The organism is Catellatospora coxensis (genome assembly GCF_016862635.1).
Lineage (GTDB): Bacteria > Actinomycetota > Actinomycetes > Mycobacteriales > Micromonosporaceae > Catellatospora > Catellatospora coxensis.
In genome coordinates this window covers 1-26267 of the sequence record NZ_BONI01000014.1, presented here as the reverse complement: position 1 = coordinate 26267, position 26267 = coordinate 1, and the positions used below count along the sequence as shown (strand labels likewise).

Here is a 26267-nt window from a genome sequence, read left to right as displayed (position 1 = left end):
TGGCCGCGAGGAGCAGGCGGCGTCAGGAAGAGGGCGAAACTGTGGTGGTTCGCCGCCGGCGCAGCCGCTCGCGCAGCATGCCGGCGACATTCGGTCCGACGACCGAGGCGATCAGCAGGGAGCCGGTGATCACCGTCAACGTGTTCGCCGGCACGTACGCCAGCTGCAGCGCGTTGCGCAGCACCCCGAGCAGGGCGACGGCGGCCAGCACGCCGAGCAGCGCGCCCCGTCCCCCGAAGATGGACACCCCGCCGAGCAGGACCGCGGCGACGACGGCCAGTTCCAGGCCGCTGCCGTTGTCGGCGCGGGCGCTGGCGAACCGCAGCGTCCAGAAGACACCGGCGAGCGCCGACATCGCCCCGGACGCGACGAACAGCCAGAACTTGGTGAGCCGGACGTCGACTCCGGCGAAACGCGCCGCTTCGGCGTTGTTGCCCATCGCGTACAGGCCGCGGCCGACCGGCATGGCGTGCAGGACGACCGCGAACACGACGGCGAGCGCGGCGACGACCAGGATCATCCACGGGATGGTGGTGCCGGGCAGCGGCTGGATCGCCGTGGTGGTCCAGGTCGTCGGGTAGTTCGCGACGGCCCGGTCCCCGAGCACGACGTAGGCCAGGCCGCGGTAGAGGGCCAGGGTGCCGATGGTGACCGCGAGCGACGGCAGCCCGAACCCGGTGACGAACAGCCCGTTGACCGCCCCGAGCACCGCGCCCAGCAGCAGCGCGAGTGCGATCAGCAGGGGCAGCGAGGTCACCCCGGACACCCACAGCTGGCCCATGACCGAGCAGGTCAGCCCGAGCACGCTGGCCACCGACAGGTCGATCTCGCCGGTGATGACGATCAGGGTCATCGGCAGGGCGATCAGGGCGATCGGGATCGCCTCCAGGACCACGAAGCGCCAGAACCGGGGGCTGGCGACGCCGTCGACGGTCAGCGCGCCGACGACGGCGACGGCGACCAGTGCCAGCAGCACGACCACGTCCCAGGTGCCCAGGGCGCGGCGGATCCGGGCGGCGGGCTCAGACATGGGCCTTCCTCTCTCGCAGGCTGCGCGCGACGCGGGCCGACAGCGCCCGGTCGAGGCCGATCGCGGCGAGGATCAGCGCGCCGACCGCGGCGTCCTGCCAGAACGGGTTGATGCCGAGCACCGGCAGGGCGGCCCGGATCGTGGTCAGCAGGACCGCGCCCAGCGCCGCGCCGTACACCGAGCCGCTGCCGCCGAAGATCGCCACGCCGCCGACGACGACCGCGGCGACGACGTTGAGTTCGGTGCCCAGCCCGGCGTTGGCGTCCAGGGTGCCGAACCGGGCGGCGTGCAGGACCCCGGCCAGGCCCGCGAGCGCGCCGCTGGTGACGAACGCGTAGAAGACGCGGCGGCCGCTGGGGATGCCGGACAGCCGGGCCGCGGCCGGGTCGGAGCCGATGGCGTACAGCTCGCGGCCGCTGCGGTGGTTGCGCAGCACGTAGCCGACGGCGACCAGGACCGCGGCGGCGAACAGGGCGAGCACCGGCACGCCGAGCACGGTCGCGGTGCCCATGCCCAGGAACGCGGCGGGCATGTCGGCGGCGTTGATCTGCCGTCCGGTGGCCCACATGTAGTCCACGCCCCGGAACATGTACAGCGTGCCGAGGGTGACCACCAGCGCCGGCACCCGGGCCGCGGCGATCAGCCCGCCGTTGACCGCGCCGAGCACCGCTCCGAGGGCCGTGCCGATGACCAGCATCAGCGGGATCGGCAGGCCGGGCACGGCGACGAACACCGCCCCGGTCGCGAACGCCGACAGGCCCAGGATGGAGCCGATGGACAGGTCGACGTTGCGGGTGATGACGACGACGGCCTGCCCGACGGCCAGGATCGCCAGGATCGTGGAGCCCAGCAGCAGGTCCTTGAGGTTCTGCGCGCTGAGGAAGCGCGGGTTGACGACCGTGGTGGTCACCACGAGCAGCACCAGGGCCAGGGCGATGCCGAGTTCGCGTACGGCGAAGGCGCGCCGGGCCAGCCGGGCCCCGCCGCCGGTGGCCGTCTCGGCGGGGGCGGTGTCGACGGCGGTCATGCGGCGGCCGCCTGCCCGGTCGCGGCGAGCATGACCGACTGCTCGTCGGCCCGGGCCCGGGGGATGTCGGCGGTCAGCCGTCCCTCGTGCATCACCAGGACGCGGTCTGCCATACCGAGCACCTCCGGGAGTTCGCTGGACACCATGAGCACCGCGACGCCGTCGGCGGCCAGCTGCGACAGCAGCCGGTGCACCTCGGCCTTGGTGCCGACGTCGATGCCGCGGGTGGGTTCGTCGACGATCAGCACCTTCGGCGCAGTGGCCAGCCACTTGGCCAGGACGACCTTCTGCTGGTTGCCACCGGACAGGGTGGACACCGGGTCGGTGAGCCGGCCCGCCTTGACCTGGAGCCGTTGCGCCCATGTCGTGGCGGCACGGCGTTCGTCACCGCCGAACAGCAGCCCGCCGCGGGACAGTCGCCAGCGGCGCGGCAGGTTGGTGTTGCGTTCCACGGACAGTTCCATGACCAGGCCCTGCTGGCGGCGGTCCTCGGGGACCAGGGCGAGTCCGGCGCGGATCGCGGCGGCGGTGTCGCCGTTGGGCAGGCGGGAGCCGTCGAGCAGGACCTCGCCCGCGTCGTGGCGGTCCACGCCGAAGATCGCCCGGCTGACCTCGCTGCGTCCCGCGCCGACGAGCCCGGCGAGCGCGACGATCTCCCCGGCGTGCACGGTGAACGTGACGTCGTCGAACACGCCGTGCCGGGTCAGGCCGCGCACCTGCAGCCGGGGCTCGCCGGGGGCGGTGTCCTGCTTGGGGTACATGGCGGACACCTCGCGGCCGACCATGCGGCGTACGACCTCGTCGACGGTCAGCGTGCCGGCGGGGTCGGTGGAGACCCACCGGCCGTCGCGCATGACGGTGACGGTCTGGCACAGGGCGAAGACCTCGTCGAAGCGGTGCGAGATGAACAGCACCGCGGTGCCGGCGTCGCGCAGCGACCGGGCGACGGCGAACAGCCGCTCGACCTCGATCCCGGACAGGGCTGCGGTCGGCTCGTCCATGACCAGGACCCGCGCGTCGAGGGAGATGGCCTTGGCGATCTCGACGAGCTGCTGGTCGGCGATGGACAGTCCACGGGCTGGCCGATCCGGGTCGAGGCGTACGCCGAGCCGGGCGAACAGCTCGGCGGCGCGCTCGCGCATCGCGGCGTAGTCGACGCGGCGCAGGCTGCGCAGCGGCTGGCGGCCCATGAAGATGTTCTCGGCGACGCTGAGGTCGGCGAACAGCGTCGGCTCCTGGTAGATGACGGCGATCCCGGCGGCGCGGGCGTCGGCCGGGCCGGACAGCAGCAGCGGCCGCCCGTCGAGGGTGACGGTTCCGGCGTCCGGGGCGTGCACCCCGGCGAGGATCTTCACCAGCGTCGACTTGCCCGCGCCGTTCTCGCCGACCAGCGCGTGCGCCTCGCCGGCGTGCAGCTCCAGGCGTACGTCCCGCAGCGCGGCGACCGCCCCGAAGGACTTGCTGACGCCGTCGAGCGCGAGCAGTGGTGTCGGCACGTGGACCTCTTCTCGGAGCACTACCTTGTGAAACGTTTCATGCGCCCGTTACGATGACGTTAGAAGTCAGGCCGACGAGACGTCAAGGGTTTCTTCGCAGTTACCGAGTTGTTACCTTCGATCGATCACGGAGCGCTGTTCCGCCGAGGAGGCTCGAAAGTTGATTCATTTCAACGACCGCGTGCCCGTCCCGCGACGGTCCGGACGCGACACTCCGGTCACGACCCGGCAGGTTCCCGCATGCGCGTAGCGCTGTTCGCGACCTGCCTCGCCGACGCGATGTTCCCGCACGCGGCCCGGGCCACCGTGACCCTGCTGGAACGGCTCGGCCACGACGTCGCCTTCCCCGCCGCGCAGACCTGCTGCGGGCAGATGCACATCAACACCGGCTACCGCCGCCAGGCCCGTAACCTGGTACGCCACCACACCGACGTGTTCGAGGCCTACGACGCGATCGTGGCCCCGTCCGGCTCGTGCGTCGGCTCCGTCCGCCACCAGCACACCGCCATCGCCCGCGACGCCGGCGACCAGCGCCTCGCCGCCCGCGCCGCGCAGCTGGCCACCCGGACCTGGGAGCTGTCGGAGTTCCTGATCGACGTGCTCGGCGTCGAGGACGTCGGCGCGCACTTCCCGCACCGGGTCACCTACCACCCCACCTGCCACAGCCTGCGGATGCTGCGCGTGGGCGACAAACCGCTGCGCCTGCTGCGCGCCGTACGCGGCATCGACCTGGTCGAGCTGCCCGCCGCCGAGCAGTGCTGCGGCTTCGGCGGCACCTTCGCCCTCAAGAACGCCGACACCTCCGCCGCCATGCTCGCCGACAAGACCGGCCACATCCTGGCCACCGGCGCGGCCGTCGTCACCGCGGGCGACGCCTCGTGCCTGATGCACATCGGCGGCGGCCTGTCCCGGCTGGAGTCCGGCGTCCGCCCGCTGCACCTGGCCGAGATCCTCGCCGCCACCGACAGGAGCAGGCCATGACCAGCACCTTCCTGGGTATGCCGCACGCCCCGCGCGGCGTCGGGCAGCTGCGCGGCGATGAGCCGTTCCCCGCCGCCGCCCACAAGGCCCTCGCCGACCGGCAGCTGCGCCGCAATCTCGGCCACGCCACCGCCACCATCCGCGGCAAACGCGCCCGCGCCGTCGCCGAGCTCGCCGACTGGGAGCAGCTGCGCCAGGCCGGAGAGGCGATCAAGGCCGCGACCATGGCCCGCCTCGACGAACACCTGCTCTCGCTGGAGGCCGCCGTCACCGCCCGCGGCGGGCACGTGCACTGGGCCCGCGACGCCGTCGAAGCCAACCGGATCGTCACCGACCTGGTCCGCGCCACCGGCGCCACCGAGGTCGTCAAGGTCAAGTCGATGGCGACGCAGGAGATCGGCCTCAACGAAGCCCTGGCAGCGGCCGGCATCACCGCCGTCGAGACCGACCTGGCCGAACTCATCGTCCAGCTCGGACACGACAAACCCAGCCACATCCTGGTCCCGGCCATCCACCGCAACCGCACCGAGATCCGCGACATCTTCCTGCGGCACATGCCCGGCGTCGACCCCGACCTGACCGACGAGCCCCGCCGCCTGGCCATGGCCGCCCGCGCCCACCTGCGCGCCAAGTTCCTCACCGCCAAGGTCGCGGTCTCCGGGGCGAACTTCGCCGTCGCCGAGACCGGCACCGTCACCGTCGTCGAGTCCGAGGGCAACGGCCGCATGTGCCTCACCCTGCCCGACACGCTCATCACCGTCATGGGCATCGAGAAGGTCGTGCCCACCTGGACCGACCTGGAGGTGTTCCTGCAGCTGCTGCCCCGCTCGTCGACCGGCGAGCGGATGAACCCCTACACCTCGACGTGGACCGGTGTCACCGCCGGCGACGGCCCGCAGGAGTTCCATCTCGTACTGCTCGACAACGGGCGCACCGCGGTGCTCGCCGACTCCGCCGGGCGCAGCGCCCTGCACTGCATCCGCTGCTCGGCCTGCCTGAACGTGTGCCCGGTCTACGAACGCACCGGCGGGCACGCCTACGGCAGCGTCTACCCCGGACCGATCGGCGCGATCCTGTCCCCGCAGCTGACCGGCATCGAGGACAACGCCTCGCTGCCGTACGCGTCCAGCCTGTGCGGCGCGTGCTACGACGTCTGCCCCGTACGCATCGACATTCCCTCGATCCTCGTCCACCTGCGCGGTGAGCATGTCGAAGCGCGCGAACGCGGGCTGCTGCCGTCGGCCGAGGGGCTCGCCATGGCCGTGGCCGCCTGGGCCATGGCCGCGCCGCGCCGGTTCCGGTTCGCCGAGCGGCTGCTGCGGCTCGGGCGGCTGCTCGGGCGCTCCGGCCGCATCCGCCGCCTGCCGCCGCCGCTGTCGGCCTGGACCGCCGCCCGGGACCTGCCCGCCCCGCCCGCGCAGACGTTCCGGCAGTGGTGGCGGACCCGTCCCGGGGACGGCACGCGATGAGCGCCCGCGACGAGATCCTGAACCGCATCCGCACCGCGAACGGCCCCACCCCGGCGGCCGTACCGATCCCCCGCGACTACGCCACCACCGGCGCGTACGCCACCGGCGCACCCGAACTGCTGGACCTGCTCGCCGACCGCCTGCACGACTACCGGGCCGCCGTGCACCGGTGCACCCCTGACGAACTCGCCGCCACACTCGCCGAGCTGACCCGGGGCTGGCGGGTCGCCGTGCCGGAGCCGCTCACCGTGCCGGGCGCGGTCCCCGACCGGCCCACGCTCAGCCACGCCGACCTGGACGGCGTCGACGCGGTCCTCACCGGCTGCGCGGCGGCCTGCGCCGACACCGGCACCATCGTCCTCGACGCCGGAGCAGGCCAGGGCAGGCGGGCGCTGACGCTCATCCCCGACCGGCACGTCTGCGTCATCCACGCCGAGCAGGTCGTGCAGACCGTCCCCGAACTGCTGCGCCGCCTCGACCCGTCGCGTCCCCTGACGCTGATCAGCGGCCCGTCGGCGACCAGCGACATCGAACTCGACCGCGTCGAAGGCGTGCACGGCCCGCGCACGCTCATCGTGGTCATCGTCGACGGGGGCGTGCCCGCCGGTCCGATAGTGTCCACCGGAAGCAGAGGATGAGGGAGCGATGGCGGTGACCGGCATCAAGGAGGTGGCGCGGCGCGCGGGGGTGTCCCTGGGCACCGTCAGCAACGTGCTCAACCGCCCCGACAGCGTCGCCCCCGCCACCCGCAGACGGGTCCTCGACGCCATCGACGAGCTCGGCTACGTACGCAACGACTCCGCCCGCCACCTGCGCGCCGGCAGCAGCCGCACCGTCGCGATCGTGGTGCTGGACGTGTCCAACCCGTTCTTCACCGACGTCGTGCAGGGCGCCGAAGCCGTCGTCGAAGCCGCCGGCGGCATGCTCGTCGTCTGCAACAGCGGCCAGGACCCCGCCCGCGAGGGCCGCCACCTGGCCACCCTCGAAGAGCAGCGGGTCCGCGGCCTGCTGATCACCCCCGTCGAGAACGGCCGCCACGAGCGCCTCGAACGCCTCGTCGACCGCGGCATCCCCGTCGTGCTCGTCGACCGCGGCTCCGGCCAGCTCAACCGCTGCTCCGTCGCCGTCGACGACGTGCTCGGCGGCCGCCTGGCCGCCACCCACCTGGCCGAACTCGGCCACCGGCACATCGCGTTCGTCGGCGGCCCGGCCAGCATCGCCCAGGTCGCCGACCGGCACGCCGGAGCCGCCGCCGCGCTCACCGAACACGGCGGCGGCATCGAACTGGAGGTCGTCGAGACGAAGGCGCTCTCGGTGACCGCCGGGCGGCAGGCCGCCGAGGACATCTGCGCCCTGCCGCAGGCCAGGCGGCCCACCGCGATCTTCTGCGCCAACGACCTGCTCGCGCTCGGGGTGCTGCAAGGGCTGACCATCGGCGGGCTGCGGGTGCCCGAGGACATCTCCCTGGTCGGCTACGACGACATCGACTTCGCCGCCGCGGCCGCGGTGCCGCTGACGTCCGTGGGCCAGCCGCGCGAGCAGCTCGGCCGCACCGCCGCGCAGCTGCTGCTGGAGGAGGCCGACACCGACGCCGCGCACGGCCACCGGCACGTCGTGTTCCAGCCGCAGCTGGTCGTGCGCCAGTCGACCGCCGCCCCGCGGCGCCGGACCCGCTGACTCACCCCGGCGGCTGCCAGAACACCGCCGCCAGGCGCGGCACGAACAGGCTCGGCACCGCCAGGAACACCACGTACTGCATCGGCCAGGACAGGAACACGGCCGGCGGCAGGCCGTCGGGCAGCACCGGGCCGGGAAAGTGGGCGTACGCCCAGTGCCAGTGCACGGCGTTGGGCACCTCGAACAGCACCGACACGACCGCCGCCGCGAGCAGGATCGCCGCGAACGGCACCCAGTAGCGGCCCGCGGCCGCCGACACCAGCGCCCCGCTGAGCAGCGCCACCCCGGTGAACGCCAGCACCGTGTACCCGAACGGCGGCGCGGCCGGACTCGGACCCGTCACGTCGAACACGAAGCCGCGCCGGGCGTACCAGCTGATCGACAGCGCCGCGAAGACGGCGAGCGCGACCGCGCCGACGGGCCACGGCCGCACGGGTCGCGGCGCCGGCCGCCGCCGCAAGACCGCGTCGAGCACCGCCTTGACCGCCAGGTAACTCTCCACGATGAACACCCAGTACAGCGCGAAGCCGGGCAGCAGCACCAGCAGGTAGAACCACGTCGTCCACCACGGGTAGTACCACAGCCGCCCCGACCACTGCGCCACGATCTCCAGCACGAGCCCCGCCGCCACCCCGCACGCAAGCAGCCGCAGCGCCATCAGCGAATCCCGCACCACCAGATCCCACAGCGACGTCCCACCGAACGCCCCGCAGATCCCCTCACCGGCGAGGATCGCCCCCACCGCGAACAGCGCCGAACTCAGCCCGAGCACGACCACCGGCAGCACAGGCAGCCCGAAGATCCCCTGCTGCGGCGGCGCGAACACCCACCCGGGCACCACCACCTGCAGCCACGACGCCGCGACGAGCACCGACCCGATCCCGATCTTCCAGACCGCCGCCTGCCGCACCCCTCCAGTATCCCGCCCCCACCACCCTGACCAGCCCCGACCCGAAGAAAGGAAGGGCACCTTCACCACGCTGTGCGTTGTGGAAGGTGCCCTTCCTAACCGGCGAAGCCGGGGCCGGGGCCGGACTGCTGCTCGCCCTGGGCGACCCAGCCGGCGACGAGCACCAGGCCGGACGGGCGGTGCCGGGCGACGAAGGCGAACGGCCGGTCGAGCAGCACCCGCACCTGCAGTGGACGCTTCGACGGCGGGGCGCTGCCGGCCCGCAGCGCGAATGCGGTCACCACCGCCGCCTCGAAGCCGTCGGCGGTGAACGACGCGGTGAGGTCCTGCGCCGCCGCGCCGACACCGAGTGGGAAGTCACTGACCCCGGGCAGCCGCTGCGCGCGCAGATCCGACACGGTACGCAGTCCGAACACGTCGGCGTGGGCGAGCAGGTCGTGCGACGACGTCACCGTGAACCGGGGCAGCGCGGCCAGCAGCCGGGGCGTTTCGTCGTGCCCCGACCCGAAGCCCACCGTGACACCCGGTGCCGTGTCGCCCTCACCGAACTGCGATCCGCGACGCGACGGCTCCGCCACCGGGGCGTCGACGGCCGCGGTCAGCACCGCGGCGGCCGGTGCGTCGGGCAGCCCGATGGCCAGGTCGACGTCGATGCCGTTGTCGCCCTCGACGGTCAGCACGGTGACCGGTCCGGCCGGGGTCTCGTACACCGCGAGCCGGTCGCAGTCGGTGGTGGTCCGGCGGAGCCCGGCCAGGCGCTGCCCCGCCCACGGGCCTTCGGCGGCGCCGAGCATCCCGTCGGTGAACGGCTGCGTCCAGCGAGTCCTGGCGACGAGCGCCGACGCCAGGACGAGCAGCGTCTCGGGGTCGACCCGCACCGGCATCCGGTCGAGCAGGCCGTCGCTCTGCTCGCGTACCCAGGCGTCCAGCACCGCCTGCTCGGCGGCCACACCCACCGCGCCCGGCGGCAGGCTGGCCCGCCACTCGGTGTGCAGCTTCAGGTCGGGGCTCACCCACGCGCCGATCGCGGCTCGCAGCCCGGGTGCCGTCCGGAGCAGCTCGACGACGGCGGCCGCACCTGCGGCGGCGTCGCTCGCGGGTATGCCGACCGCTGCCGTCAGCTCCTCGCGGCCGTCGCCGTCCGCCGCGGGGGCGAGGTAGGCCAGCAGCGGCCACACTCCCGCCCCGGAGACGGCCGACGAGCCGCCGGACTCGATCGTGGCCACCCATCGCCGCGTCAGCGCGTTCGCGCCCACAACCGCCGTCTCGATCACGGCGACACCCTATGCCTTCTCGGCGACGACGTCGTCGGTCGACTTCCGGGTCAGCAGGTGCTCGAGGTAGAGAGCCTCACGTTCGGGCGTGCCGACTCCCGGATCGGCGGGAGGCGCCTCGTGCGAAACGAGTTCGTCGGCGTTGTGCCCGGCAGGACCGTAGACCGGCACGGTTCGCGACACCAGCCGGTGAGGCCAGACGTCCCGCCGGCCCGGACCGGGTCGGCGGACCTGCGGTGACGATACGCGTCAGGTGGATTTGCGGGCCTTGATGAGCAACCGATGGTGGTACGCGGTGACGCACGCGGCGGCACACCCGGATATGTCGAGCATCCCGCAGGAAACCGCCGCTTCCGAAACTTCTTACGTAGAACATCTTCATAGATTCATGCGCATGTAATAGATTCACGCCGTCCCGTCCCTCGCCCCCCAGAGGTGAACATGAACGGCAACTCCGTGCTGCGCAGACGCACCCTGCTGGCCGCGGCCGCAGGCGTGGCCGCCGCCCCCTTCGCCGCCGCCGGACCCGCTTTCGCGGCCGGGCCCAAGATCTACCTCGACCCCGGACACGGCGGCACCGACGCCGGCGCGGTCGCCAACGGCCTGCAGGAGAAGACCCTCACCCTCAACATCGCCCTGCAGACGCGCGACATCCTCAAGGCGAACTACACCGTCGACGTACGCATGTCGCGCACCACCGACATCACGCGCAGCCTCGCCTACCGCACCGACGACGCCAACGCCTGGGGCGCCGCGATCTTCGTCAGCATCCACATCAACGCCGGTGGCGGCACCGGCTTCGAGAGCTACCGCTATCCCGGCGTCGGCGCCACCACCCAGCGCCTGCACAGCCTCGTCCACAGCAACGTGCTCAGCCAGATGCGCACCATCTCCTCGATCACCGACCGCGGCCAGAAGACCGCCAACCTGCACGTGCTGCGCGAGAGCAACATGCCGGCCGTGCTCACCGAGAACCTGTTCATCGACACGGTCGCCAACGCCAACCTGCTCAAACGCGCCGACTTCATCACCGCCACCGCCCGCGGCCACGCCCGCGGCATCGCCGCCTTCCTGGGGCTCTGATTCCCCGACGGGATCTGCGAGCTGGACCGTCTGAGAGACCTGGAGAACCTGCGGGCCCCTCAGACGGTCACAGCGCCTGGCCATCCGGCGGTCAGCTCTTGATCACCTCGTGCTCGGCCAGGGCCTTGGTGCGGTCCGCGATGAGCGAGCGCAGCCGTTCGGCGTCGCTGCCGGTCGCCGCGGCGTCGTTGCCCGCCACGGTGGCCAGGGTCGCGCTGAGGCTGTCCAAGGCAGCCCCGGCCTTGTTCTCGGCGAACATCACCCGGTACAGGTTCCGGTACGCGGCCTCGTAGTCGTCCTTGAAAGCGTCCGTGGCCAGGAAGCGTTCCTTGAGCTTGTTGCCCGCCCGGAACCCGCCCGGCCCGCCGAAGCCGCCCGGCGGGGCGAAGCCCTCCGGCAGCTCCATGCCTTCCGGCGGGGTGAACTCCGCACCGCCGCCGGGGCCGCCACGGCCGCCCATGGACATGGTGTCGTGCGGGCCGGAGGTCGCGCTGCCGCTGAAGGTCAGGTTGTGGTCCCAGCTGATCACCCGGAACCTCTTGGTGCCGAGGTCGTACCAGAGGTAGTAGTTCTTGCCCGGCCCGGCCATGTCGTCGAAGTTGAGCAGCAGGTTCTGGGCTGCCGCGTACGCCGCGAACGAGGCGACGTCGACGTGGTCGCCCAGGTGCGCGGCGAAGTCCGCGTCGGACGCCTCGTCGACCCACTTCACCAGCTCGATGACGGGCTTCAGGTCGTGGCTGCCCTTGTTGTTGACCTGCTTGAAGTCGTCCTCGTACTCCGTCGGGTCCTCGCCCTGGTACGTGAACTGCCCGGTGCTCAGCGCCTTGTAGAGCACGCCGTCGCCGAGGCTGTCGGCGAAGTTCTCATCCGGATGCTCGACCAGCAGCCGGGCCTTGACGGGCCGCCCGTTGACCTGGAAGCCGGTGTACGCGTACCGCTGCGCGGGCTGCCCGGCCGCGTCGAGCGCGGCCAGCGACACGGCCTCGTTGAGCACCGTGCTGCCGCCGCCCATGCCCGACACCCGGATCGCGATCTCGCTGTGCCCCTGGTAACGGCGACCCTTGGCGAACTCGTCGAAGCTCATCAGCCACGGCAGCTCCTCGGGCCGGGCGCTGTCGAGGCTGACCCGGCCGAACCCGCCGCCTCCGTTGGGCCGTACCCGCATGCCCCCGGGTGCCTCCCCCATCGGGCCGCCACCGCCACGGTCTTCGCGCAGCGTGCCGGACTGGCCTTGATGGGTCAGGCCCATCAGGGTCGAGTTGCCTTTGAGCCGGATGCCGACGTCGCGGATCAGCGTGCCGTCGACGGTGACGTCGACGCGTACGTACTCCTTCTCCCCCGTCGCCATGTACTCGTCGAACATGCGCTGGTAGTCGGCCTCGGTGTAGGTGAGGGTCATGGTGTGCGCGACAGTGGGGTCGAACAGGTCGACACGTCCCGGCACGTCGAAGGTCGCCTCGTCGTGAGCGGCCGCGGCCTCGCTGGTCACGATCGGGGTGACCTGCACGTTGCCCGCTAGCACGACCAGCGCCGCGACCGCGGCCACGCAGGTGGCCAGCAGCTTCCAGTAGTGGCGCACCCGCACCGGGATGCGGTGTCGCAGCCGCGCGGACGGCGGCCCGGGGTCGGCGGCCATCACAGGTCCGTCTGGTCGTACCCGGTCAGCACGGTGACCCGCTGGCCCGAGGTGAGCCGGCTCAGCGCGGTGATCAGGTCGCCGGGCTCGCTGCCCTTCTTGAGCCGGACCGTGTACATCAGCTCGGTGAGCGCGCCGCCGCGGATCGACTCCATGCTGACCAGCTCGAACTCGGTGGTGTGGGCGATGAGCGCGTCGGAGATCACGGCGGTGTAGTCGCCCTCCGGCGGGACCTGCACCTTGACGACCTGCCGCTGCACCGAGAGCTGGAACCAGCTGAACCGGAACATCACGAAGATGACCAGGCAGATCGCGACGGTCGCGACGACCGCGAGGCTGTAGAAGCGGGTGCCGACCGCCATGCCGACGGCCATGACCAGGAAGATGAACCCGACGTCGCGGGTCTCCTTGATCGCGTTGCGGAAGCGGACCACCGACAGCGCCCCGACCAGCGCGAACGCCCGCGCGATGTTGGAACCGACGACCAGCATGATCAGCGAGACGAGCATGCCGAGGATCACGAGGGTCTGCACGTACGACTGGCTGTAGGACACGTTGCGGTGCGTGGCCCGGTACACCCAGCCGATCACGGCGCTGAGCAGGAACGCCAGCGACATGGCCAGCACGATGTCGGTCACGCTGAACGTGCCGGTGAGATCTTGCAGTTCGAAGTTCATCAGGTCAGACCTTCGTGGTCGGCGCCGTCAGGGCGGCATCGGGAATGGACGGAACGGCGTCGTGGTCGGGCACGTGGAAGATCGAGCGGGGGGCGCGGCCGAACGCCTCGACGCTCTGGCAGTACTTCGACACCCGCACCACGGACAGCTCGGCGCGGGCGGCCAGGTCGGTCAGCCAGTACGGCACGCGGTCGTTGGCCTTGACCTCCAGCACCGACATCGCCGCCGGGATGATCAGCCGGTTCTCGGCATCGGAGCCGAGGTCGAACTCGCGGTCGCGGCCGCGTACCCGGTGGTCGAGGGTGACCCGCAGACCGAGGTCGGCGTCGCGGCCGACGAAAGCCTCCCGCTGGTAGCCGGTGATCGCGACCGGCCGCAGGTCCAGCCCCTGCACCAGGCCGAGGACCTCCTGCACGAAGCCCGTCTGGCCGGGCTCGTGCCGCACCAGCTGCCGCCCGTCGCACAGCAGCCGCGCGTCGCCGTAGGCCATCGCGACCCGGCGTTTCTGGGTGACCCGGTTGACCCGCTGCTTGATCTCCACGTACACCGTGGTGTCGTCGCCGATCGCGAAGCGGTCGCCGTAGTGGCGTACCCGCAGCTTGCGCCGGAACCGCAGGCCCTCGATCTTCTCCCAGTAGAAGCGCAGCAGCCGGGTGTCGTAGTAGACGCTCCACACGCCGTAGCCGCCGTCGGCGGCATGGCTGTCGAGGTCCAGCCGGGCCCGCAGCTCGTCGCGGATCGTCGCGAGCCGCGACGTGTGCACCAGATACTTGATCTCGTACCGGTTGAACGCGTGCAGCGGGCTAGGCGCGCGCAGCGCATGGCCGCGGTCTTCCGCCGCGCGTGGAGGCGGGTCGGCGCGTCGCCCGCCGCCCGGGTCGGGTGTGGACGGCGCGGAGCGGGGGCGCAGTCGCATCGTTGTGCCTCGTCTCTGGCCCGGAGCGCGGGCCGTTCACCTCCGATGGAGGTGAACGGCCACTGAACCCCGGATGGCGTACAGGTGGACACCGATCAGGGTGAAGGGCCAATCTCCGGGGTCCGCCAGGAGATCCTGGGAGTCGGCTGAGAACCGGTGATCAGGCCCGGCGCGCGCGGAACACGAACAGGCGCGAGCCGTCGCCGACCGGGCCGCCGCGCCAGTCGCCGTCGCAGGCGACGTCGGTGAAACCGGCCGACTCCAGCTCCTGCCGGAACCGCTCGGCGCTGCGGAAGTACAGGACGCTGGTGTACACCCGGTCCGTGCCGTCGGGGAACACGTTGTGCGCGTCGAACGTCACCCGGCCGTCGGCGACCTCGGTGACGTCGAGCCATTCGCGCAGCCGCCCCACCGGGGTGACGCGCTCGCCGTGGGTGGCCTCCAGGGTCCAGCGCTCCCACTCGCGGTAGGCGGGGTTGCGGGTCTCGAATGCGAACACGCCACCCGGGCGCAGCGCCCCGGCCAGCGCTGCCAGCGTCGCGGGCAGCTCGTCCGGGGCGAGGTGCATGATCGCGTTGCCGGTGCAGACGGCCAGGTCGGCGGTCCCGGCCGGCGGGAGCACGGTCGCGTCACCGAACACCCAGGTGACCGTGTCCCCGCCGGGTTGCGACCGGGCGAAGTCCAGCATCGTGCGGCTCGGGTCGACGCCGAGCACGGTCCGTCCCGGACCCGCCAGCGACCGCGTCAACAATCCCGTGCCGCAGCCCAGATCGATGACCGACCGTGCGCTCGACTCGTCGGCGAGCGCCCGGTAGTAGGCGTGGTCCTCGCCGCCGGGATTGTCGATGTCGTACAGCTGGACGAGTTCGACATCGCGGTAGGGATCATCGACCATCGGCGCACGATAGCCGTTGGCCTCTCATCGAGCCGCTCGATTACCAAGGACACAGCCTCGGATCTGGAAGAGTTGTGGTCGCCATGACGACCACAACTCTTCCAGATCCGCTCACCGACCTCAGGAGCCTGGGCTGACCAGGCCGCTCTCGTACGCGAAGATGACCGCCTGCACGCGGTCGCGCAGGCCCAGCTTGGCCAGGATGCGGGCCACGTGGGTCTTCACGGTCGCCTCGCCGAGCTGCAGGTTCGCGGCCAGCTCCGCGTTGGACAGGCCGCGGGCGAGCAGCACCAGCACCTCGCGCTCGCGGGCGGTCAGCGTCGGCAGCGCGCCGTAGTCCTCGCGTACGCCCGTCGTGGAGCTGAACCGGTCGACCAGCCGCCGGGTGATCGACGGGGCGAGCAGCGCGTCGCCGTCGCGGACCAGCCGCACCGCGTGCACGAGATGGTCCGGGGTGACGTCCTTGAGCAGGAAGCCGCTGGCCCCGGCGCGCAGCGCGGCGTAGACGTACTCGTCGAGGTCGAACGTCGTCAGGATGATCACGCGGGTCGGCTCGCCCGCGGTGGTGGTCGCCCCGGTCGCCAGCAGCCGCCGGGTGGCCTCCAGCCCGTCCATGCCGGGCATGCGGATGTCCATCAGCACCACGTCGGGGCGCAGCCGCCGCACCGCCGCGAGCGCGGCCTCGCCGTCGCCCGCCTCGCCGACGACGTCGATGCCCGACGCGGCGAGGATCATCGTGAACCCGCTGCGGACCAGCGCCTGATCGTCGGCGACGACGACCCTCAACTGCTCGCTCATGACGCCGCCGGGAAACGGGCGGTCAGCCGGAACCCGCCGCCGGGCGCGGCCCCGGCGTGCAGGGTGCCGTCGTGCAGTTTCAAGCGTTCCCGCAGCCCGAGCAGGCCGCGCCCGGCTCCGGGGCCGCCCGGCTCCCCCGTCGGCACGTCGTTGCTCACCTCCACCAGCAGATCACGGCCGTCGTGCCGGATCTCGACCGCGGTAGGCGCGCCGGGCGCGTGCCGCAGCGCGTTGGTCAGCCCTTCCTGCACCACCCGGTATGCCGTCAGGTCCACCCCTTCGGGCACGTCGACGCCGTCGCGGCGCAGGGTCACCGGCTGGCCGGCGGCACGGACCGCGTCGACGAGCGTGTCGAGTTCGCGCAGGCCGGGCTGGGGGTGCAGGCGGTCGTCGGCCGGGGCCATCAGGCCGAGCAGGTGGCGCAGCTCGGCCATCGCGGCCCGGCCGCTGTCCTCGATCGCCGACAGCGCGTTCGCGGCCAGGTCGGGACGCTTCTCGATGACCTTCCCGGCGGCGCCGGCCTGCACGACCATGACGCTGACGTGGTGGCTGACGACGTCGTGCAGCTCGCGGGCGATGCGGGCGCGCTCCTCGGCGATCGCGGCGCGGGCCGTGGCCGCCTGCTCCTGTTCCAGGGCGGCGGCACGGCGGGCGGCGGCGTCGGCGCGGCCCCGAGCGTTGCGCAGCGCGGCGGCGAACAGCCCGGCCGGCAGCAGCACGGCGAACGGGCTGAGCCAGCCCGGGATCTGCGGGATCGAGTTGGTGAACAGCGACGCCGCGATGATCGCCCCGACGACCAGCAGCGCCCCGGCCCACCGCACCGAGCGGCCGTACGCGACCGCCGAGTAGGCACAGATCAGCACCGCGACGAAGCCCGGCCACAGCAGGCCGTCCTGGATCAGGAACACCGCCCCGGCGGCGGCGGCGAACGCGGTCAGCGGCCACCTGCGGCGTATCGCCACCGCCGCCCCGGCGATCATGTTGACGGCCAGCATGCCGCCGATCTCGTCGCCGCCGTCGAGCGGCGGGCGCGGATGCGCCGGTGGGACCGGGACCCGGCCGACTCCGGGCACGTCCAGATAGGTGGGGATGTCCGGGATGTCGGGGGCTTCCGGTCTCAGGGGCCGTGTGCCCAGGTCCGGGAAGTCCAGGTGCACCGGTGCCGGGGCGTCGCCGCGGTCGCCGCTCGCGATCGCCCAGACGATGCCGGCCAGCACCAGCACCGCCGCGACGGCGAAGTCGGTCCGGGGCACTCCGAGGCGGTCGGGCAGGCGGCGCAGGTCTGTCGGCACGCCGCCCATTGTGCCCAGGTCAGCCGCGGGCGGCGTCCGCCGTGATGACTACCCGCCTCATCATCGTGGTGGACGCCACGCCGCCAGGTTCGCTCCCGCGCCGGACGCGCCCGTGCACCGGCCCTTCCTACGGTCACCAGGTCCGATGTCCGACCCGGAAGGGGCCATTGACCATGACCGAACTGATCCGCCTGCGCGACGTCGCGAAGGCGTACGAGGCCGCCGGGCCGCCCGCCCTGGCGGGCGTCGACCTGACCGTTGACGCCGGGGAGGCCGTCGCGGTCATGGGCCCGTCGGGAAGCGGCAAGTCGACCCTGCTCAACGTCATCGCCGGGCTGGACCGGCCGACCGGCGGCACCGTCGAGGTGGCCGGGGTGCGCGTGGACAAGCTGTCGGAGACGGCGCTGGCCCGGTTCCGCAGCGCGCACGTCGGCATCATCTTCCAGTTCTTCCACCTGCTCGACGAGATGACCGTACGGGACAACGTCGTGCTGCCCGCCCGGCTGGCCGGGTCGCGTCCCGCCCAGGCCCGCTCCCGCGCCGACGAGCTGCTCGAACGGCTCGGCATTGCGGGCAAGGCCGACGACTACCCGGCGCGGCTGTCCGGCGGGCAGCGCCAGCGCGTCGCGATCGCGCGGGCGCTGATGAACCGGCCCCAGCTGCTGCTGGCCGACGAGCCCACGGGCGCGGTCGACCAGGAGGCCGCAGCCGGCGTACGCGACCTGTTGCACGAGCTCTCCGCCGACGGGCTGACGCTGCTGCTGGTCACCCATGACCCGCAGCTTGCCTCGGCCGCGGGCCGCCGGCTGATCACCATGCGCGACGGCCACGCCACCGAGGCGGTGCCCGCGTGAGCGCCGCACCGACGACCACCCGGGTCCTGGCCGCGGCCACCGGACCCGGCGTGCCACGACGCGGCCGGGGAACGGGCGCGGTGTTGGCCGCGGCCCGCGCGGCGGTCGCGCGGCGCAGGCTGCAGACCGTGATCGTCGGCGTGGTGGTGCTGCTGTCTGCGGCAACGGCCGTGCTCGGCGTCGGCCTGCTCGTGTCGTCGCACGGGCCGTTCGACGACGCGTTCGCCACCACGCAGGGCTCGCACGCCACGGCCACGATCCGCGCCGACGTGCCCGCCGACCAGGTCGCGGCCACCGCGACCGCGTCCGGCCTCGCCGCGGCCGCGGGGCCGTTCGACCTGGTCACCGCGCCCATGGACGGCATGTTCGGGCCGCCTGGCATGGAGTTCGTCATCGTCGGGCGCGAGCAGCAGCAAGGGCCCGTGGACCGGCTCACCCTGAGCACCGGCGCCTGGCTGAGCGGGCCGGGGCAGATCGTGCTCACCCGGCGCACCTCCAGTCCGCGGACGGCCGTGGGCAGCGAGGTGACGATCAGCGGGGTGAAACTGCGCGTGGTCGGGATCGCCGCGTCAGTCACCGGCACCGCCGATGCCTGGGTGTGGCCGACGCAGACCGACGTGCTCACCGGGGACACCGCGGCGCGGCAGATGCTCTACCGGTTCGCCTCCCCCGGTGTCGACGACGCCGCGGTGCGCGCCGACCTGGCCAAGGCGACCGCCGCGCTGCCCGCGGGGGCGGTGACCGGCGCGACGACGTACGTGACGGTCCGGCAGTCGCTCAACCGGTCCATCTCGGCGATCGCGCCGTTCGTGGTCGCGTTCGCGCTGCTCGGCATCGTGCTGTCAGTGCTGATCACGGTGAACGTCGTCAACGGGGCGGTCGTCTCGGGGTTCCGCACCATCGGCATCCTCAAGACGCTCGGCTTCACCCCCGGGCAGGTCGTCACGGTGTACGTCGTGCAGGTGCTGGCCCCGGCGCTGGTCGCCGCGGTGCTCGGGGTGGCGCTGGGCGCGGGGCTGGCGGTGCCGCTGCTCGCCGAGACCGACGACGCGTACGGGCTGCCCGGCGACGGCGCGGGCGTGCCGCTGTGGGTGCTCGGGCTGGTGCTGGTCGCCGCACCGCTGCTGGTCGTGCTGTCGGCGATCGGGCCGGCGTCGCGGGCCGGGCGGCTGGCCGCCAACCAGGCGATCAGCGTCGGCCGCGCGCCGCGCACCGGCCGCGGGTTCCGGGCCCGCCGGGCGCTGACCGCCTCGCCGCTGCCGCGGCCGGTGGCACTGGGGCTGGGCATGCCGCTGGCCCGGCCGTCGCGAGCCGTGGCGACGCTGGTCGCATTGCTGCTCGGCGCGATCACGCTGGTCTTCTCCAGTGGCCTGTCCGCGTCGATGACCGAGGTCAACGTCGCGTTCACCCGCCTCGACGCGGTGCCGGTGACGGTGCAGGTCATGGTGCCGGACGCGTTCGGGCCGGTGATGGCCCGGCCGGGCGGCGAGCCGATCGACCCGCCGGATGCCGCAGACGTCGCCGCGACCGTGGCGGCGATGCCGGGCACCGCCCGCTCGACGCTGCTGAAGGAGGCCGAGGTCCGGGTCGCGGGCCTGTCGCAGGAGGTCAGGCTGAACGGCTACACCGGCGACGCGAGCTGGGTCGGCTACCGCATCGTGTCCGGGCGCTGGTACAGCGGTGCCGACGAGGTGGTGGTCTCGTCGTACTTCCTGCGCCAGACCGGGTACGCGGTCGGCGACCGGATCACCATGCCCGGCGGGCGCGTGGTCACCATCACCGCCGAGGTCATCAACGGCAGCGACAGCTTCACGATGATCGGTGACGCGTCGCTGGTGGCCAAGCCGATGATGGCCCGGGTCGAGATCGCGCTCACGCCCGGGACGGAGGCCGCCGCGTACACGACGGCGCTGCAGGCGAAGTATCCGGAGGAGACGTCCGGGGTGTTCGTCGAGGACCAGACGGCCGGTGACGACGGCGAGACGTTCCTGATCATCCAGGCGCTGATCGGCACCCTGACGCTGCTGCTCAGCGTAGTGGCCGCGCTCGGGGTGCTGAACACGGTCGTGCTCACCACCCGCGAGCGCATCCACGAGATCGGCGTGCTCAAGGCGCTGGGCATGACGCCCCGGCAGACCCGGATCATGGTCGTCACGTCGATGGTCGGGCTGGGCCTGCTGGCCGGGGTGATCGCGGTGCCGCTGGGCGTCGCGCTGCACCACGCCGTCATCCCGGTGATGGGCGAGGCCGCGAGCACGGCGCTGCCGCAGTCGGCGATGGAGGTGTACCAGCTCGGCGACCTGCTCCTGCTCGGCGGCGCGGGCATCCTGCTGGCGGTGCTGGGCGCGCTGCTGCCCGCCGGCTGGGCGGCCCGCACCCGGGTCGCCACGGCCCTGCGAGCCGAGTAACGGGCCGGGAACATGCGGGGCGGTTCGCGGGCGTCGCTCGCGAACCGCCCCGCATGTCGGGACCGACGGCTGCGAGCTATCTCGGGCGGGCGAGCTTGTCGAGCACGACCAGGTATCGGCATGGAACCGCGGTCGCGTTGACGTACACGCAGTCGGCCGGAGGGCCGAGTTGCAGGCAGTCGCCGGCGTCGAGTTCATGTACCTGATCGCCTTCGACGAAGCGCAGGCGCCCGGACAGTATCCAGATCTGGTGGCTGATGAAGCGGTAGGCCTGCGCGGGGTAGGCGACCTCGGCACCGGGCGGGAGTTCCACCTCGACCAGTTCCAGCGCGGTGCTTCCCGGCGGCGACACCGCGCGGCGTACGTAGCCGGTCTCGGGGTCGGTCCACACCGGCTGCTCGTCGCGCCGAGCGACCTGCACCGCGGCGCCCTCTGCCCGCGCGATCAGTTCCGACAGGGTGAGGCCGAGCGCGACGGACAGCTTGGCGAGCAGGGCCGCCGTCGGCTGTGCCTCGCCGTACTCGACCTTCGAGATCATCGCGCGGGACACGCCGGAGACGTCGGCCAGGCCGGCGACCGTGAGGCCTCGACTCTCGCGGGCGGCTCGGACGGTCGACGCGAGCGCTTTGCCGAGATCGTCGGTCACGGCCGAGCCGTTGACACTATAGTCAGCATGATGGCTACTATAGTGGCCATGAGTGGGAATGGGAACATCCGCCGCGCGACAGCGGACGACGCCGCCGCCTGCGCCGCGATCTACGCACCGTACGTCACCGACACCACGATCACGTTCGAGACCGAACCGCCGACCGCCGCGGAGATGGCCTGCCGCATCGAGGCGGCCAACGAGCGCCACGCGTGGCTGGTGCTGGAGGTGGACGGCGAGGTGGTCGGTTACGCCTACGGCACCGAGCACCGGACCCGGGCCGCCTACCGCTGGGCCTGCGACGCCAGCATCTACCTGCAGCCGGGCCGCCGCCGCACCGGTGCGGGACGGGCGCTGTACGCCGCGCTGCTGCCCATTCTCGCCGCCCGCGGCTACCGCCGGGTGATGGGCGGCGTGACCCAGCCCAACGAGGCCAGCATGGGACTGCACCACTCCTTCGGCTTCACCGACGTCGGCACCTACCACAAGGTCGGCTGGAAGCTGGGCGCCTGGCACGACGTCACGTGGCTGCAGCTCGACCTCACCCCCGACGAGGACCCCACCGCCCCGCCCGCCGAACTCGGGTGACCTGCCGCGCCGTCACAGGCGCAGCGGGAGGCTGCGCAGCCGTGGGCCGCCGGCCGCGCGGACCGCGTTCGCCACCGCGGCGGGCACCGGGCCGACGACCGGCTCGCCCATGCCGTACGGCGCCTCGCCGCCGCCGACGAACGTCACCCGCACCGGTGGCGTGTCCGCCATCGTGAGGATCGGGTAGCTGTCGAAGTTGTCGGACACGACCTGCCCGTCGTCGATGCGCAGCTCCTCGCGCAGCGCCGAACTCAGCCCCATCACCACCGAGCCCTGGGCCTGCAGCTTCGCCCCGGCCGGATTGACCACCAGGCCGCAGTCGACCGCCACGTCCACCCCGGTCACCCGCAGCCGCCCGCCCGACAGGTCGACCTCCGCGACGACCGCGACCACCGTGCGGGCGTCACCGGAACACGCGATCCCCCGGCCGCGCCCGGCGGGCAGCGACTCGCTCCAGCCGGCCATCCGCGCCGCGGTACGCAGCACCGTCCGCAGCCGCTCCCCCTGCTCACCGGACTCGCGCAGGTGCGCCAGCCGGTAGGTCAGCGGATCGGTCCCGGCGGCCTCGGCCAGCTCGTCGAAGAAGCTCTCCAGCGCGAACGTGTTCGGCATCAGACCCAGCCCGCGCCACGGCCCGGTCGGCACCGGCAGCTGCTCACGCCGGTTGACCAGCCGGTACGCGGGCAGGTCGTACGGCAGGAACAGGCCCAGCAGCCCGCCCGGGTCGAACCCGATGATGCTGCGTACCGGCTCGGGCAGGCCCGCGACCGCCCAGATGATGTCCCCGGCGGCGCTGACCTGCTCGACGCCCCGGATCATGCCGTCCGGCCCGACCGAACCGCGCATCCTGGTGTGCGTCGGCGGCCGGTAGAAGGCCTGCCGCAGGTCGGTGTCGCGGGTCCAGCCGACGTGCACCGGCCGCCCGGTCGCCGCGGACAGCCGCGCGGCCTCGACGGCCAGGTGCTGGCCGCCCTTGCGCCCGAACGAGCCGCCGAGCTGCGTCACGTGCACGACGACCGCACGCTCCTCGCCGAGCGCGGCGCGCACGTCCTCCAGCACACTCTCCGGGCTCTGCGTCGGCACCCAGAGCTCGACCTTGCCGGCCGGTCCTGGCTCCACCCTGGCCAGCGCCGCGAGCGGCTCCAGGTGGGCATGGGCGGCCAGCGGCGTACGGTATTCGGCTTGCACGATCCGGCCCTGCGACAGCGCGTCGCGGATCGAGCCGTCGCGGCGCAGCACCACGCCGTCCCCGGCGGTGACCTGCCGTTCGAGCGCGCCGGTGTCGACCCGGCTGCCTTCGCTCCAGGTGGTCCGCAGGGCGCGGGCGGCCGCCCAGGCCCGGGTCCGGGTGTCGGCGACCACGCCGGCGAACCCGGCCTCGACGTCGATGACGACCTGCTGCACACCGGGCATCGCGGCGACGTCGCCCGGTTCGGCGCTCTCCAGCTGCGCGCCGAAGCGCGGCGGCACCGCGAACGCCCCGTAGCCCATGCCGGGCAGCCGGGCGTCGTAACCGTAGGTCGCCTCGCCGAGCACCTTGGCCCGGAAGTCGACCCGGGGCACGGACCGGCCGATGCTGGTGAACTCACCGGCCGGGCGCAGCGCCGGGCGCTCGGCGGGTTCCTGCCACGGTCCCTGATGCGCGGCGATGACCTCGGTATAGGTGAGCACGCGGTCCGTCCCCGCGACCTGGAAAGCACCGTCGACGGTGGTCAGCGCCTGCGGCTCGACGCTCAGCTGCCGGGCCGCTTCGACCGCCAGCATCGCCCGGACGGCCGCGGCCGCTTCGCGGATCGGGGTGTACAGGGAAGCGACCGAAGTGGACCCGAACGTGAACAGGGTCGCCGCCGGGTACCCGCGAGCGGTGTCGGCCTGGACCACGGCCAGCCGCTCCGGCCGTACCCGCAGCTCCTCGGCCGCGACCTGGGCCAGGGCGGTGTGGATGCCCTGCCCCATCTCGATCTTCGGCACGTGCAGGGTGACGCCGTCACCGGTCAGCTCGAACCAGACCAGCGACGACTCGGGGATCTCGGCCGGGCCGGTGCCGCGTTCCAGCATCCACCGGGCGAGGCTCGGGCGGCCGTACTCCAGCGCGATCGGCACGCCCACCAGCAGCGACCCGACCGTCGCCCCGGCCCCGATCAGCAGCTGGCGCCGGGCGACCCGCCAGCGGGAGGGCCGTGCGTCCGGCTCGGACGGTGCGGTGTCGCCGCCGTTCATGCTTCCCGCGCCAGCTCGGCGGCGCGGGCCACCGCGGCCTTGATGGTGTTGTATCCGCCGCACCGGCACAGGTTGGGGCTCGCGGCCTCGGCGATCGTGGCCTCGTCCGGGTCGGGGTCGCGGGCCAGCAGCGCGACCGCGGTCATCACATGGCCGGGCAGGCACCAGCCGCACTGCAGCGGCGTCTCCACGAACGCCTGCTGCACCGGGTGCAGGGCGACGACCTTGCCGTCGGGCCCGCGTTCGGCCAGACCCTCCAATGTCACCACGGGACGCTCGCCGACCTCCGCGGCCGTGAGCTGGCAGCTCCGCGTCGGGCGGCCGGCCAGCAGCACCGTGCAGCAGCCGCAGATCCCGACCCCGCAGCCGTACCGGGTGCCGGTCAGGCCGAGCTCGTCGCGCAGCACCCACAGCAACGGCTCGTCGCCGTGCTCGATCTCGTGGTGCCGACCGTTTATCAGCAGCCGCATCGCATCAGCTCCCCGATGACCATGCGACGTAGTGTAGGCAGCCGCGTCCGGCACTTCCACTGCCGTCGATCAGCTCAGTCGGCCGGACGCAGGAACCCCGTGATCGCGGCCGCCTCCCGGTCGACGTCGGCCTGAACCTGTTCGGGCAGCGGGCCGAACGGGTCCACGGTGATCACACGCCCACCGGAGCCGCGCGACCAGGTGCCGACGACGTGCCCGTCGACCAGCACGGTCGGTCGGATCACCCCGCCGCCGGGCCACACCCGTGCCTCGTGGGCGGCGTCGACCGACTCCCGCCGGGTGCGGTATCCGGTCAGGTAGTTGTCGTAGGCCGGGAGCAGCCGCACGTCCGGCGTCACGGACTCGTCCAGGGTCTCCTGCCCGGCCAGGACCGTCGAATCGCCGTCGACGACGATCGCCCCCGACCCGGCCAGGTCCTGCCACGCCCGGCGAGCCACGGTGACGGCGACGCCCGACCAGCACACGAAGTCGTCCAAGGTCGCCGGGGCGTACGCGGCCAGATACCGGCGGGCCAGTTCCGCGACGGCGGCGTCACCCGCCGGCATCGGCTCGCCAGGCTCCGGCACCCAGTCCTCCAGCAGCACGTACGTCTGCTCGCCGTCCCGCACCGGCCCGTGGCACACCCGCCCGATCAGCGCCGCGTGCCGGATCAGGTGGAACGGAGCCTGGCCGGTGGGGTCAACGCCGAGGGCGGCGAGGCGCTCGGCCAGCTCCTGCCGCGTGCACGGCCCCTGCACCCCGAGCACCTCTTCGATGAGGTCGTCGGCCCGCTCGATCAGATCGTCGGTGAGGCCGAGCTCGCGGTAGCGGTGGCGGGTCGCGCCGATCACCCGCGGGGCGAGCAGCCGGGAGACCCAGCGCACGTCCTCGGCCGGGATCGTGTGCAGCGTGCCGCGCATGAACCAGTTCCGCACGATCGACGCGTCCCCCTCGTACGCGGTCCGGATCGCCTGCGTGTCGAGGTCACGCCCGCGCGCCCGGATGCCGAGGGCCGCGGCGGTGGCGTCCTGGGCCTGGATCGCGAAGACCCGCCGCACGACGTCCGCGGCCGTGTCCCCGCGCCGGCCGCCCGCCAGCAGCTGCGCTCGGGCCCGCGTACGGTGCAACGGCTCATGATCGGCAGCAGGGGTCACGGTGTAGAACCTACGGCAATGCGCGCGGGTGTCCCGCCACCACGGCGGCCACCAGCAGCTCGCACGACTGCGCGACAGGTGACCTCGCGGACCGCGCTTACATCATCTTTGGTGTGAGCACATCAAGGATGATGTAAGCGCACGGAGAGGTATGCCTCATCTGGCCCGCGAGCTTGACATCAAGTGCGGTTGAGGTTTTAGCGTCGCGGTTGTGGATCACACAGCTGCCCCGGAACCGGTGGGCATCCGGTTCCGGGAGGCGTTCGGCCGGTACCCGACCGGGGTCGCCGTCATCTGCGCGGCGGGGCCACAAGGACCGGTCGGGCTGACCGCCTCCAGCGTCGCCTCGGTGTCGCTCACGCCTCCGGCGCTGTCCTTCTCCGTCATGGGCACGCGGTCGGCACGGCACCTGCTGCAGGCCGAGAGCCTGGTCGTTCATCTGCTGGGGCAGGCCCATGTGGAGGTGGCCCGGGACTTCGCCCGCGCAGGCGGGCCCCGTTTCACCGCCGACCAGGGCTGGAGCACGCTGCCGACCGGGGAGCCGTTCCTGCCCGGCGCACTTGCCGCGCTGCGCGTCACGCCGCTGCGGCGGGTGCCGGTCGGTGACGCGACGGTCGTCGTCGCCGGTGTCCTCGACGTCTTCCACGGACCCGACGACGGGCAGCTGATCTACCACGCCAGGAAGTTCCACACCTCACCACTGTCACCGGAGGCACCCTGATGCGACTGTCCCACCTGCTGCGCCCGCGCCTGGTCGCCAGCGCCC

Annotated in this window: 25 protein-coding genes; 9 read left to right on the top strand and 16 right to left on the bottom strand. The window is 72.8% G+C overall.

All coding sequences use genetic code 11. The features are described from left to right. Positions 1-22: 22 nt before the first annotated feature. The 3 genes from Cco03nite_RS10120 to Cco03nite_RS10110 are packed head-to-tail and all read right to left on the bottom strand — an operon-like array spanning position 23 to position 3553. Positions 23-1030, bottom strand: a complete 1008-nt coding sequence (locus tag Cco03nite_RS10120; RefSeq protein ID WP_203691538.1) for an ABC transporter permease — start codon at positions 1028-1030, stop codon at positions 23-25. Next, positions 1023-2057, bottom strand: coding sequence for an ABC transporter permease (locus Cco03nite_RS10115; RefSeq protein WP_203691536.1), 1035 nt, complete (start codon positions 2055-2057; stop codon positions 1023-1025). The genes Cco03nite_RS10120 and Cco03nite_RS10115 overlap by 8 nt, the downstream gene beginning before the upstream one ends. Next, a complete protein-coding gene (locus tag Cco03nite_RS10110) occupies positions 2054-3553 on the bottom strand; it encodes a sugar ABC transporter ATP-binding protein (RefSeq protein ID WP_239167264.1) in 1500 nt (499 codons plus the stop codon). The genes Cco03nite_RS10115 and Cco03nite_RS10110 overlap by 4 nt, the downstream gene beginning before the upstream one ends. A 240-nt stretch (positions 3554-3793) precedes the next feature. On the opposite strand from Cco03nite_RS10110, the gene Cco03nite_RS10105 reads away from it, so the two are divergent. Genes Cco03nite_RS10105 through Cco03nite_RS10090 form a run of 4 tightly spaced genes read left to right on the top strand, consistent with a single transcriptional unit; the run spans position 3794 to position 7680 of the window. Beyond that, positions 3794-4534, top strand: coding sequence for a (Fe-S)-binding protein (locus Cco03nite_RS10105; RefSeq protein WP_203691532.1), 741 nt, complete (start codon positions 3794-3796; stop codon positions 4532-4534). Then, a complete protein-coding gene (locus Cco03nite_RS10100) occupies positions 4531-6003 on the top strand; it encodes a LutB/LldF family L-lactate oxidation iron-sulfur protein (protein WP_203691530.1) in 1473 nt (490 codons plus the stop codon). Before Cco03nite_RS10105 ends, Cco03nite_RS10100 begins: the two co-directional genes overlap by 4 nt. Beyond that, a complete protein-coding gene (locus Cco03nite_RS10095) occupies positions 6000-6641 on the top strand; it encodes a LutC/YkgG family protein (RefSeq protein ID WP_203691528.1) in 642 nt (213 codons plus the stop codon). The genes Cco03nite_RS10100 and Cco03nite_RS10095 overlap by 4 nt, the downstream gene beginning before the upstream one ends. A 13-nt stretch (positions 6642-6654) precedes the next feature. Then, complete coding sequence (locus tag Cco03nite_RS10090) at positions 6655-7680, top strand: LacI family DNA-binding transcriptional regulator (protein WP_203691520.1); 1026 nt, start codon at positions 6655-6657, stop codon at positions 7678-7680. Position 7681: 1 nt separating this feature from the next. Here Cco03nite_RS10090 and Cco03nite_RS10085 read toward each other — a convergent pair whose 3' ends face one another. The 3 genes from Cco03nite_RS10085 to Cco03nite_RS10075 all read right to left on the bottom strand — a co-directional run bounded on the left by Cco03nite_RS10085 (position 7682) and on the right by Cco03nite_RS10075 (position 10047). Next, the gene (locus Cco03nite_RS10085) at positions 7682-8590 is read right to left on the bottom strand and encodes a hypothetical protein (RefSeq protein WP_203691518.1); all 909 of its coding nucleotides are present in this window, start codon (positions 8588-8590) and stop codon (positions 7682-7684) included. Positions 8591-8685: 95 nt separating this feature from the next. Further along, complete coding sequence (locus Cco03nite_RS10080; protein ID WP_203691516.1) at positions 8686-9864, bottom strand: serpin family protein; 1179 nt, start codon at positions 9862-9864, stop codon at positions 8686-8688. Between the two features lie 9 nt (positions 9865-9873). Further along, positions 9874-10047, bottom strand: coding sequence for a hypothetical protein (locus tag Cco03nite_RS10075; RefSeq protein WP_203691514.1), 174 nt, complete (start codon positions 10045-10047; stop codon positions 9874-9876). 258 nt (positions 10048-10305) lie between these two features. On the opposite strand from Cco03nite_RS10075, the gene Cco03nite_RS10070 reads away from it, so the two are divergent. Further along, the gene (locus Cco03nite_RS10070) at positions 10306-10947 is read left to right on the top strand and encodes an N-acetylmuramoyl-L-alanine amidase (RefSeq protein WP_203691512.1); all 642 of its coding nucleotides are present in this window, start codon (positions 10306-10308) and stop codon (positions 10945-10947) included. Between the two features lie 91 nt (positions 10948-11038). On the opposite strand, the gene Cco03nite_RS10065 is transcribed toward Cco03nite_RS10070, so the two are convergent. The 6 genes from Cco03nite_RS10065 to Cco03nite_RS10040 all read right to left on the bottom strand — a co-directional run bounded on the left by Cco03nite_RS10065 (position 11039) and on the right by Cco03nite_RS10040 (position 17161). Then, on the bottom strand, positions 11039-12583 hold the full coding sequence (locus Cco03nite_RS10065) for a CotH kinase family protein (protein WP_203691510.1): 1545 nt from the start codon (positions 12581-12583) through the stop codon (positions 11039-11041). After that, on the bottom strand, positions 12583-13260 hold the full coding sequence (locus Cco03nite_RS10060) for a DUF4956 domain-containing protein (protein WP_203691502.1): 678 nt from the start codon (positions 13258-13260) through the stop codon (positions 12583-12585). Before Cco03nite_RS10060 ends, Cco03nite_RS10065 begins: the two co-directional genes overlap by 1 nt. A gap of 4 nt (positions 13261-13264) precedes the next feature. Then, on the bottom strand, positions 13265-14176 hold the full coding sequence (locus Cco03nite_RS10055) for a polyphosphate polymerase domain-containing protein (RefSeq protein ID WP_203691501.1): 912 nt from the start codon (positions 14174-14176) through the stop codon (positions 13265-13267). 160 nt (positions 14177-14336) lie between these two features. Next, positions 14337-15071 (bottom strand): class I SAM-dependent methyltransferase, encoded by a 735-nt coding sequence (locus tag Cco03nite_RS10050; RefSeq protein ID WP_203691499.1) that lies wholly within the window; start codon positions 15069-15071, stop codon positions 14337-14339. Positions 15072-15191: 120 nt separating this feature from the next. Then, entirely contained in the window at positions 15192-15869 is a 678-nt protein-coding gene (locus tag Cco03nite_RS10045) for a response regulator (RefSeq protein WP_203691497.1), read from the bottom strand. Then, entirely contained in the window at positions 15866-17161 is a 1296-nt protein-coding gene (locus Cco03nite_RS10040; protein ID WP_203691495.1) for a sensor histidine kinase, read from the bottom strand. The genes Cco03nite_RS10045 and Cco03nite_RS10040 overlap by 4 nt, the downstream gene beginning before the upstream one ends. A 173-nt stretch (positions 17162-17334) precedes the next feature. Here Cco03nite_RS10040 and Cco03nite_RS10035 point away from each other — a divergent pair, with 173 nt between their 5' ends. Together Cco03nite_RS10035 and Cco03nite_RS10030 are read left to right on the top strand one after the other, a co-directional pair. Then, the gene (locus Cco03nite_RS10035) at positions 17335-18015 is read left to right on the top strand and encodes an ABC transporter ATP-binding protein (RefSeq protein WP_203691494.1); all 681 of its coding nucleotides are present in this window, start codon (positions 17335-17337) and stop codon (positions 18013-18015) included. Further along, positions 18012-20423: an ABC transporter permease gene (locus Cco03nite_RS10030; protein ID WP_203691492.1), complete on the top strand. Its 2412-nt coding sequence runs from the start codon at positions 18012-18014 to the stop codon at positions 20421-20423. Before Cco03nite_RS10035 ends, Cco03nite_RS10030 begins: the two co-directional genes overlap by 4 nt. Positions 20424-20499: 76 nt before the next feature. Here the strand turns inward: Cco03nite_RS10030 and Cco03nite_RS10025 are convergent, their stop codons facing one another. Then, on the bottom strand, positions 20500-21069 hold the full coding sequence (locus Cco03nite_RS10025) for a helix-turn-helix domain-containing protein (protein WP_203691490.1): 570 nt from the start codon (positions 21067-21069) through the stop codon (positions 20500-20502). 48 nt (positions 21070-21117) lie between these two features. Between Cco03nite_RS10025 and Cco03nite_RS10020 the strand changes: the two genes are divergently transcribed. Next, positions 21118-21657 (top strand): arsinothricin resistance N-acetyltransferase ArsN1 family B, encoded by a 540-nt coding sequence (locus Cco03nite_RS10020; protein WP_203691488.1) that lies wholly within the window; start codon positions 21118-21120, stop codon positions 21655-21657. 12 nt (positions 21658-21669) lie between these two features. Here Cco03nite_RS10020 and Cco03nite_RS10015 read toward each other — a convergent pair whose 3' ends face one another. The 3 genes from Cco03nite_RS10015 to Cco03nite_RS10005 form a co-directional block, all read right to left on the bottom strand. Further along, positions 21670-23877 (bottom strand): xanthine dehydrogenase family protein molybdopterin-binding subunit, encoded by a 2208-nt coding sequence (locus tag Cco03nite_RS10015; protein WP_203691486.1) that lies wholly within the window; start codon positions 23875-23877, stop codon positions 21670-21672. Beyond that, entirely contained in the window at positions 23874-24347 is a 474-nt protein-coding gene (locus Cco03nite_RS10010) for a (2Fe-2S)-binding protein (RefSeq protein ID WP_203691484.1), read from the bottom strand. The genes Cco03nite_RS10015 and Cco03nite_RS10010 overlap by 4 nt, the downstream gene beginning before the upstream one ends. Before the next feature lie 74 nt (positions 24348-24421). Beyond that, on the bottom strand, positions 24422-25501 hold the full coding sequence (locus Cco03nite_RS10005) for a winged helix DNA-binding domain-containing protein (protein ID WP_203691482.1): 1080 nt from the start codon (positions 25499-25501) through the stop codon (positions 24422-24424). Positions 25502-25712: 211 nt separating this feature from the next. On the opposite strand from Cco03nite_RS10005, the gene Cco03nite_RS10000 reads away from it, so the two are divergent. After that, positions 25713-26222 carry a flavin reductase family protein gene (locus Cco03nite_RS10000; RefSeq protein ID WP_203691480.1) on the top strand — a complete coding sequence of 170 codons (510 nt, stop codon included), beginning with the start codon at positions 25713-25715 and terminating at the stop codon, positions 26220-26222. Positions 26223-26267 lie beyond the last annotated feature (45 nt).

Coding starts and splice junctions, on each gene's coding strand:
- Cco03nite_RS10120 (WP_203691538.1), bottom strand. CDS start 1,030: ATGTCTGAGCCCGCCGCCCGGATCCGCCGCGCCCTGGGCACCTGGGAC.
- Cco03nite_RS10115 (WP_203691536.1), bottom strand. CDS start 2,057: ATGACCGCCGTCGACACCGCCCCCGCCGAGACGGCCACCGGCGGCGGG.
- Cco03nite_RS10105 (WP_203691532.1), top strand. CDS start 3,794: ATGCGCGTAGCGCTGTTCGCGACCTGCCTCGCCGACGCGATGTTCCCG.
- Cco03nite_RS10100 (WP_203691530.1), top strand. CDS start 4,531: ATGACCAGCACCTTCCTGGGTATGCCGCACGCCCCGCGCGGCGTCGGG.
- Cco03nite_RS10095 (WP_203691528.1), top strand. CDS start 6,000: ATGAGCGCCCGCGACGAGATCCTGAACCGCATCCGCACCGCGAACGGC.
- Cco03nite_RS10070 (WP_203691512.1), top strand. CDS start 10,306: ATGAACGGCAACTCCGTGCTGCGCAGACGCACCCTGCTGGCCGCGGCC.
- Cco03nite_RS10065 (WP_203691510.1), bottom strand. CDS start 12,583: ATGGCCGCCGACCCCGGGCCGCCGTCCGCGCGGCTGCGACACCGCATC.
- Cco03nite_RS10060 (WP_203691502.1), bottom strand. CDS start 13,260: ATGAACTTCGAACTGCAAGATCTCACCGGCACGTTCAGCGTGACCGAC.
- Cco03nite_RS10055 (WP_203691501.1), bottom strand. CDS start 14,176: ATGCGACTGCGCCCCCGCTCCGCGCCGTCCACACCCGACCCGGGCGGC.
- Cco03nite_RS10050 (WP_203691499.1), bottom strand. CDS start 15,071: ATGGTCGATGATCCCTACCGCGATGTCGAACTCGTCCAGCTGTACGAC.
- Cco03nite_RS10045 (WP_203691497.1), bottom strand. CDS start 15,869: ATGAGCGAGCAGTTGAGGGTCGTCGTCGCCGACGATCAGGCGCTGGTC.
- Cco03nite_RS10035 (WP_203691494.1), top strand. CDS start 17,335: ATGACCGAACTGATCCGCCTGCGCGACGTCGCGAAGGCGTACGAGGCC.
- Cco03nite_RS10020 (WP_203691488.1), top strand. CDS start 21,118: ATGAGTGGGAATGGGAACATCCGCCGCGCGACAGCGGACGACGCCGCC.
- Cco03nite_RS10015 (WP_203691486.1), bottom strand. CDS start 23,877: ATGAACGGCGGCGACACCGCACCGTCCGAGCCGGACGCACGGCCCTCC.
- Cco03nite_RS10010 (WP_203691484.1), bottom strand. CDS start 24,347: ATGCGGCTGCTGATAAACGGTCGGCACCACGAGATCGAGCACGGCGAC.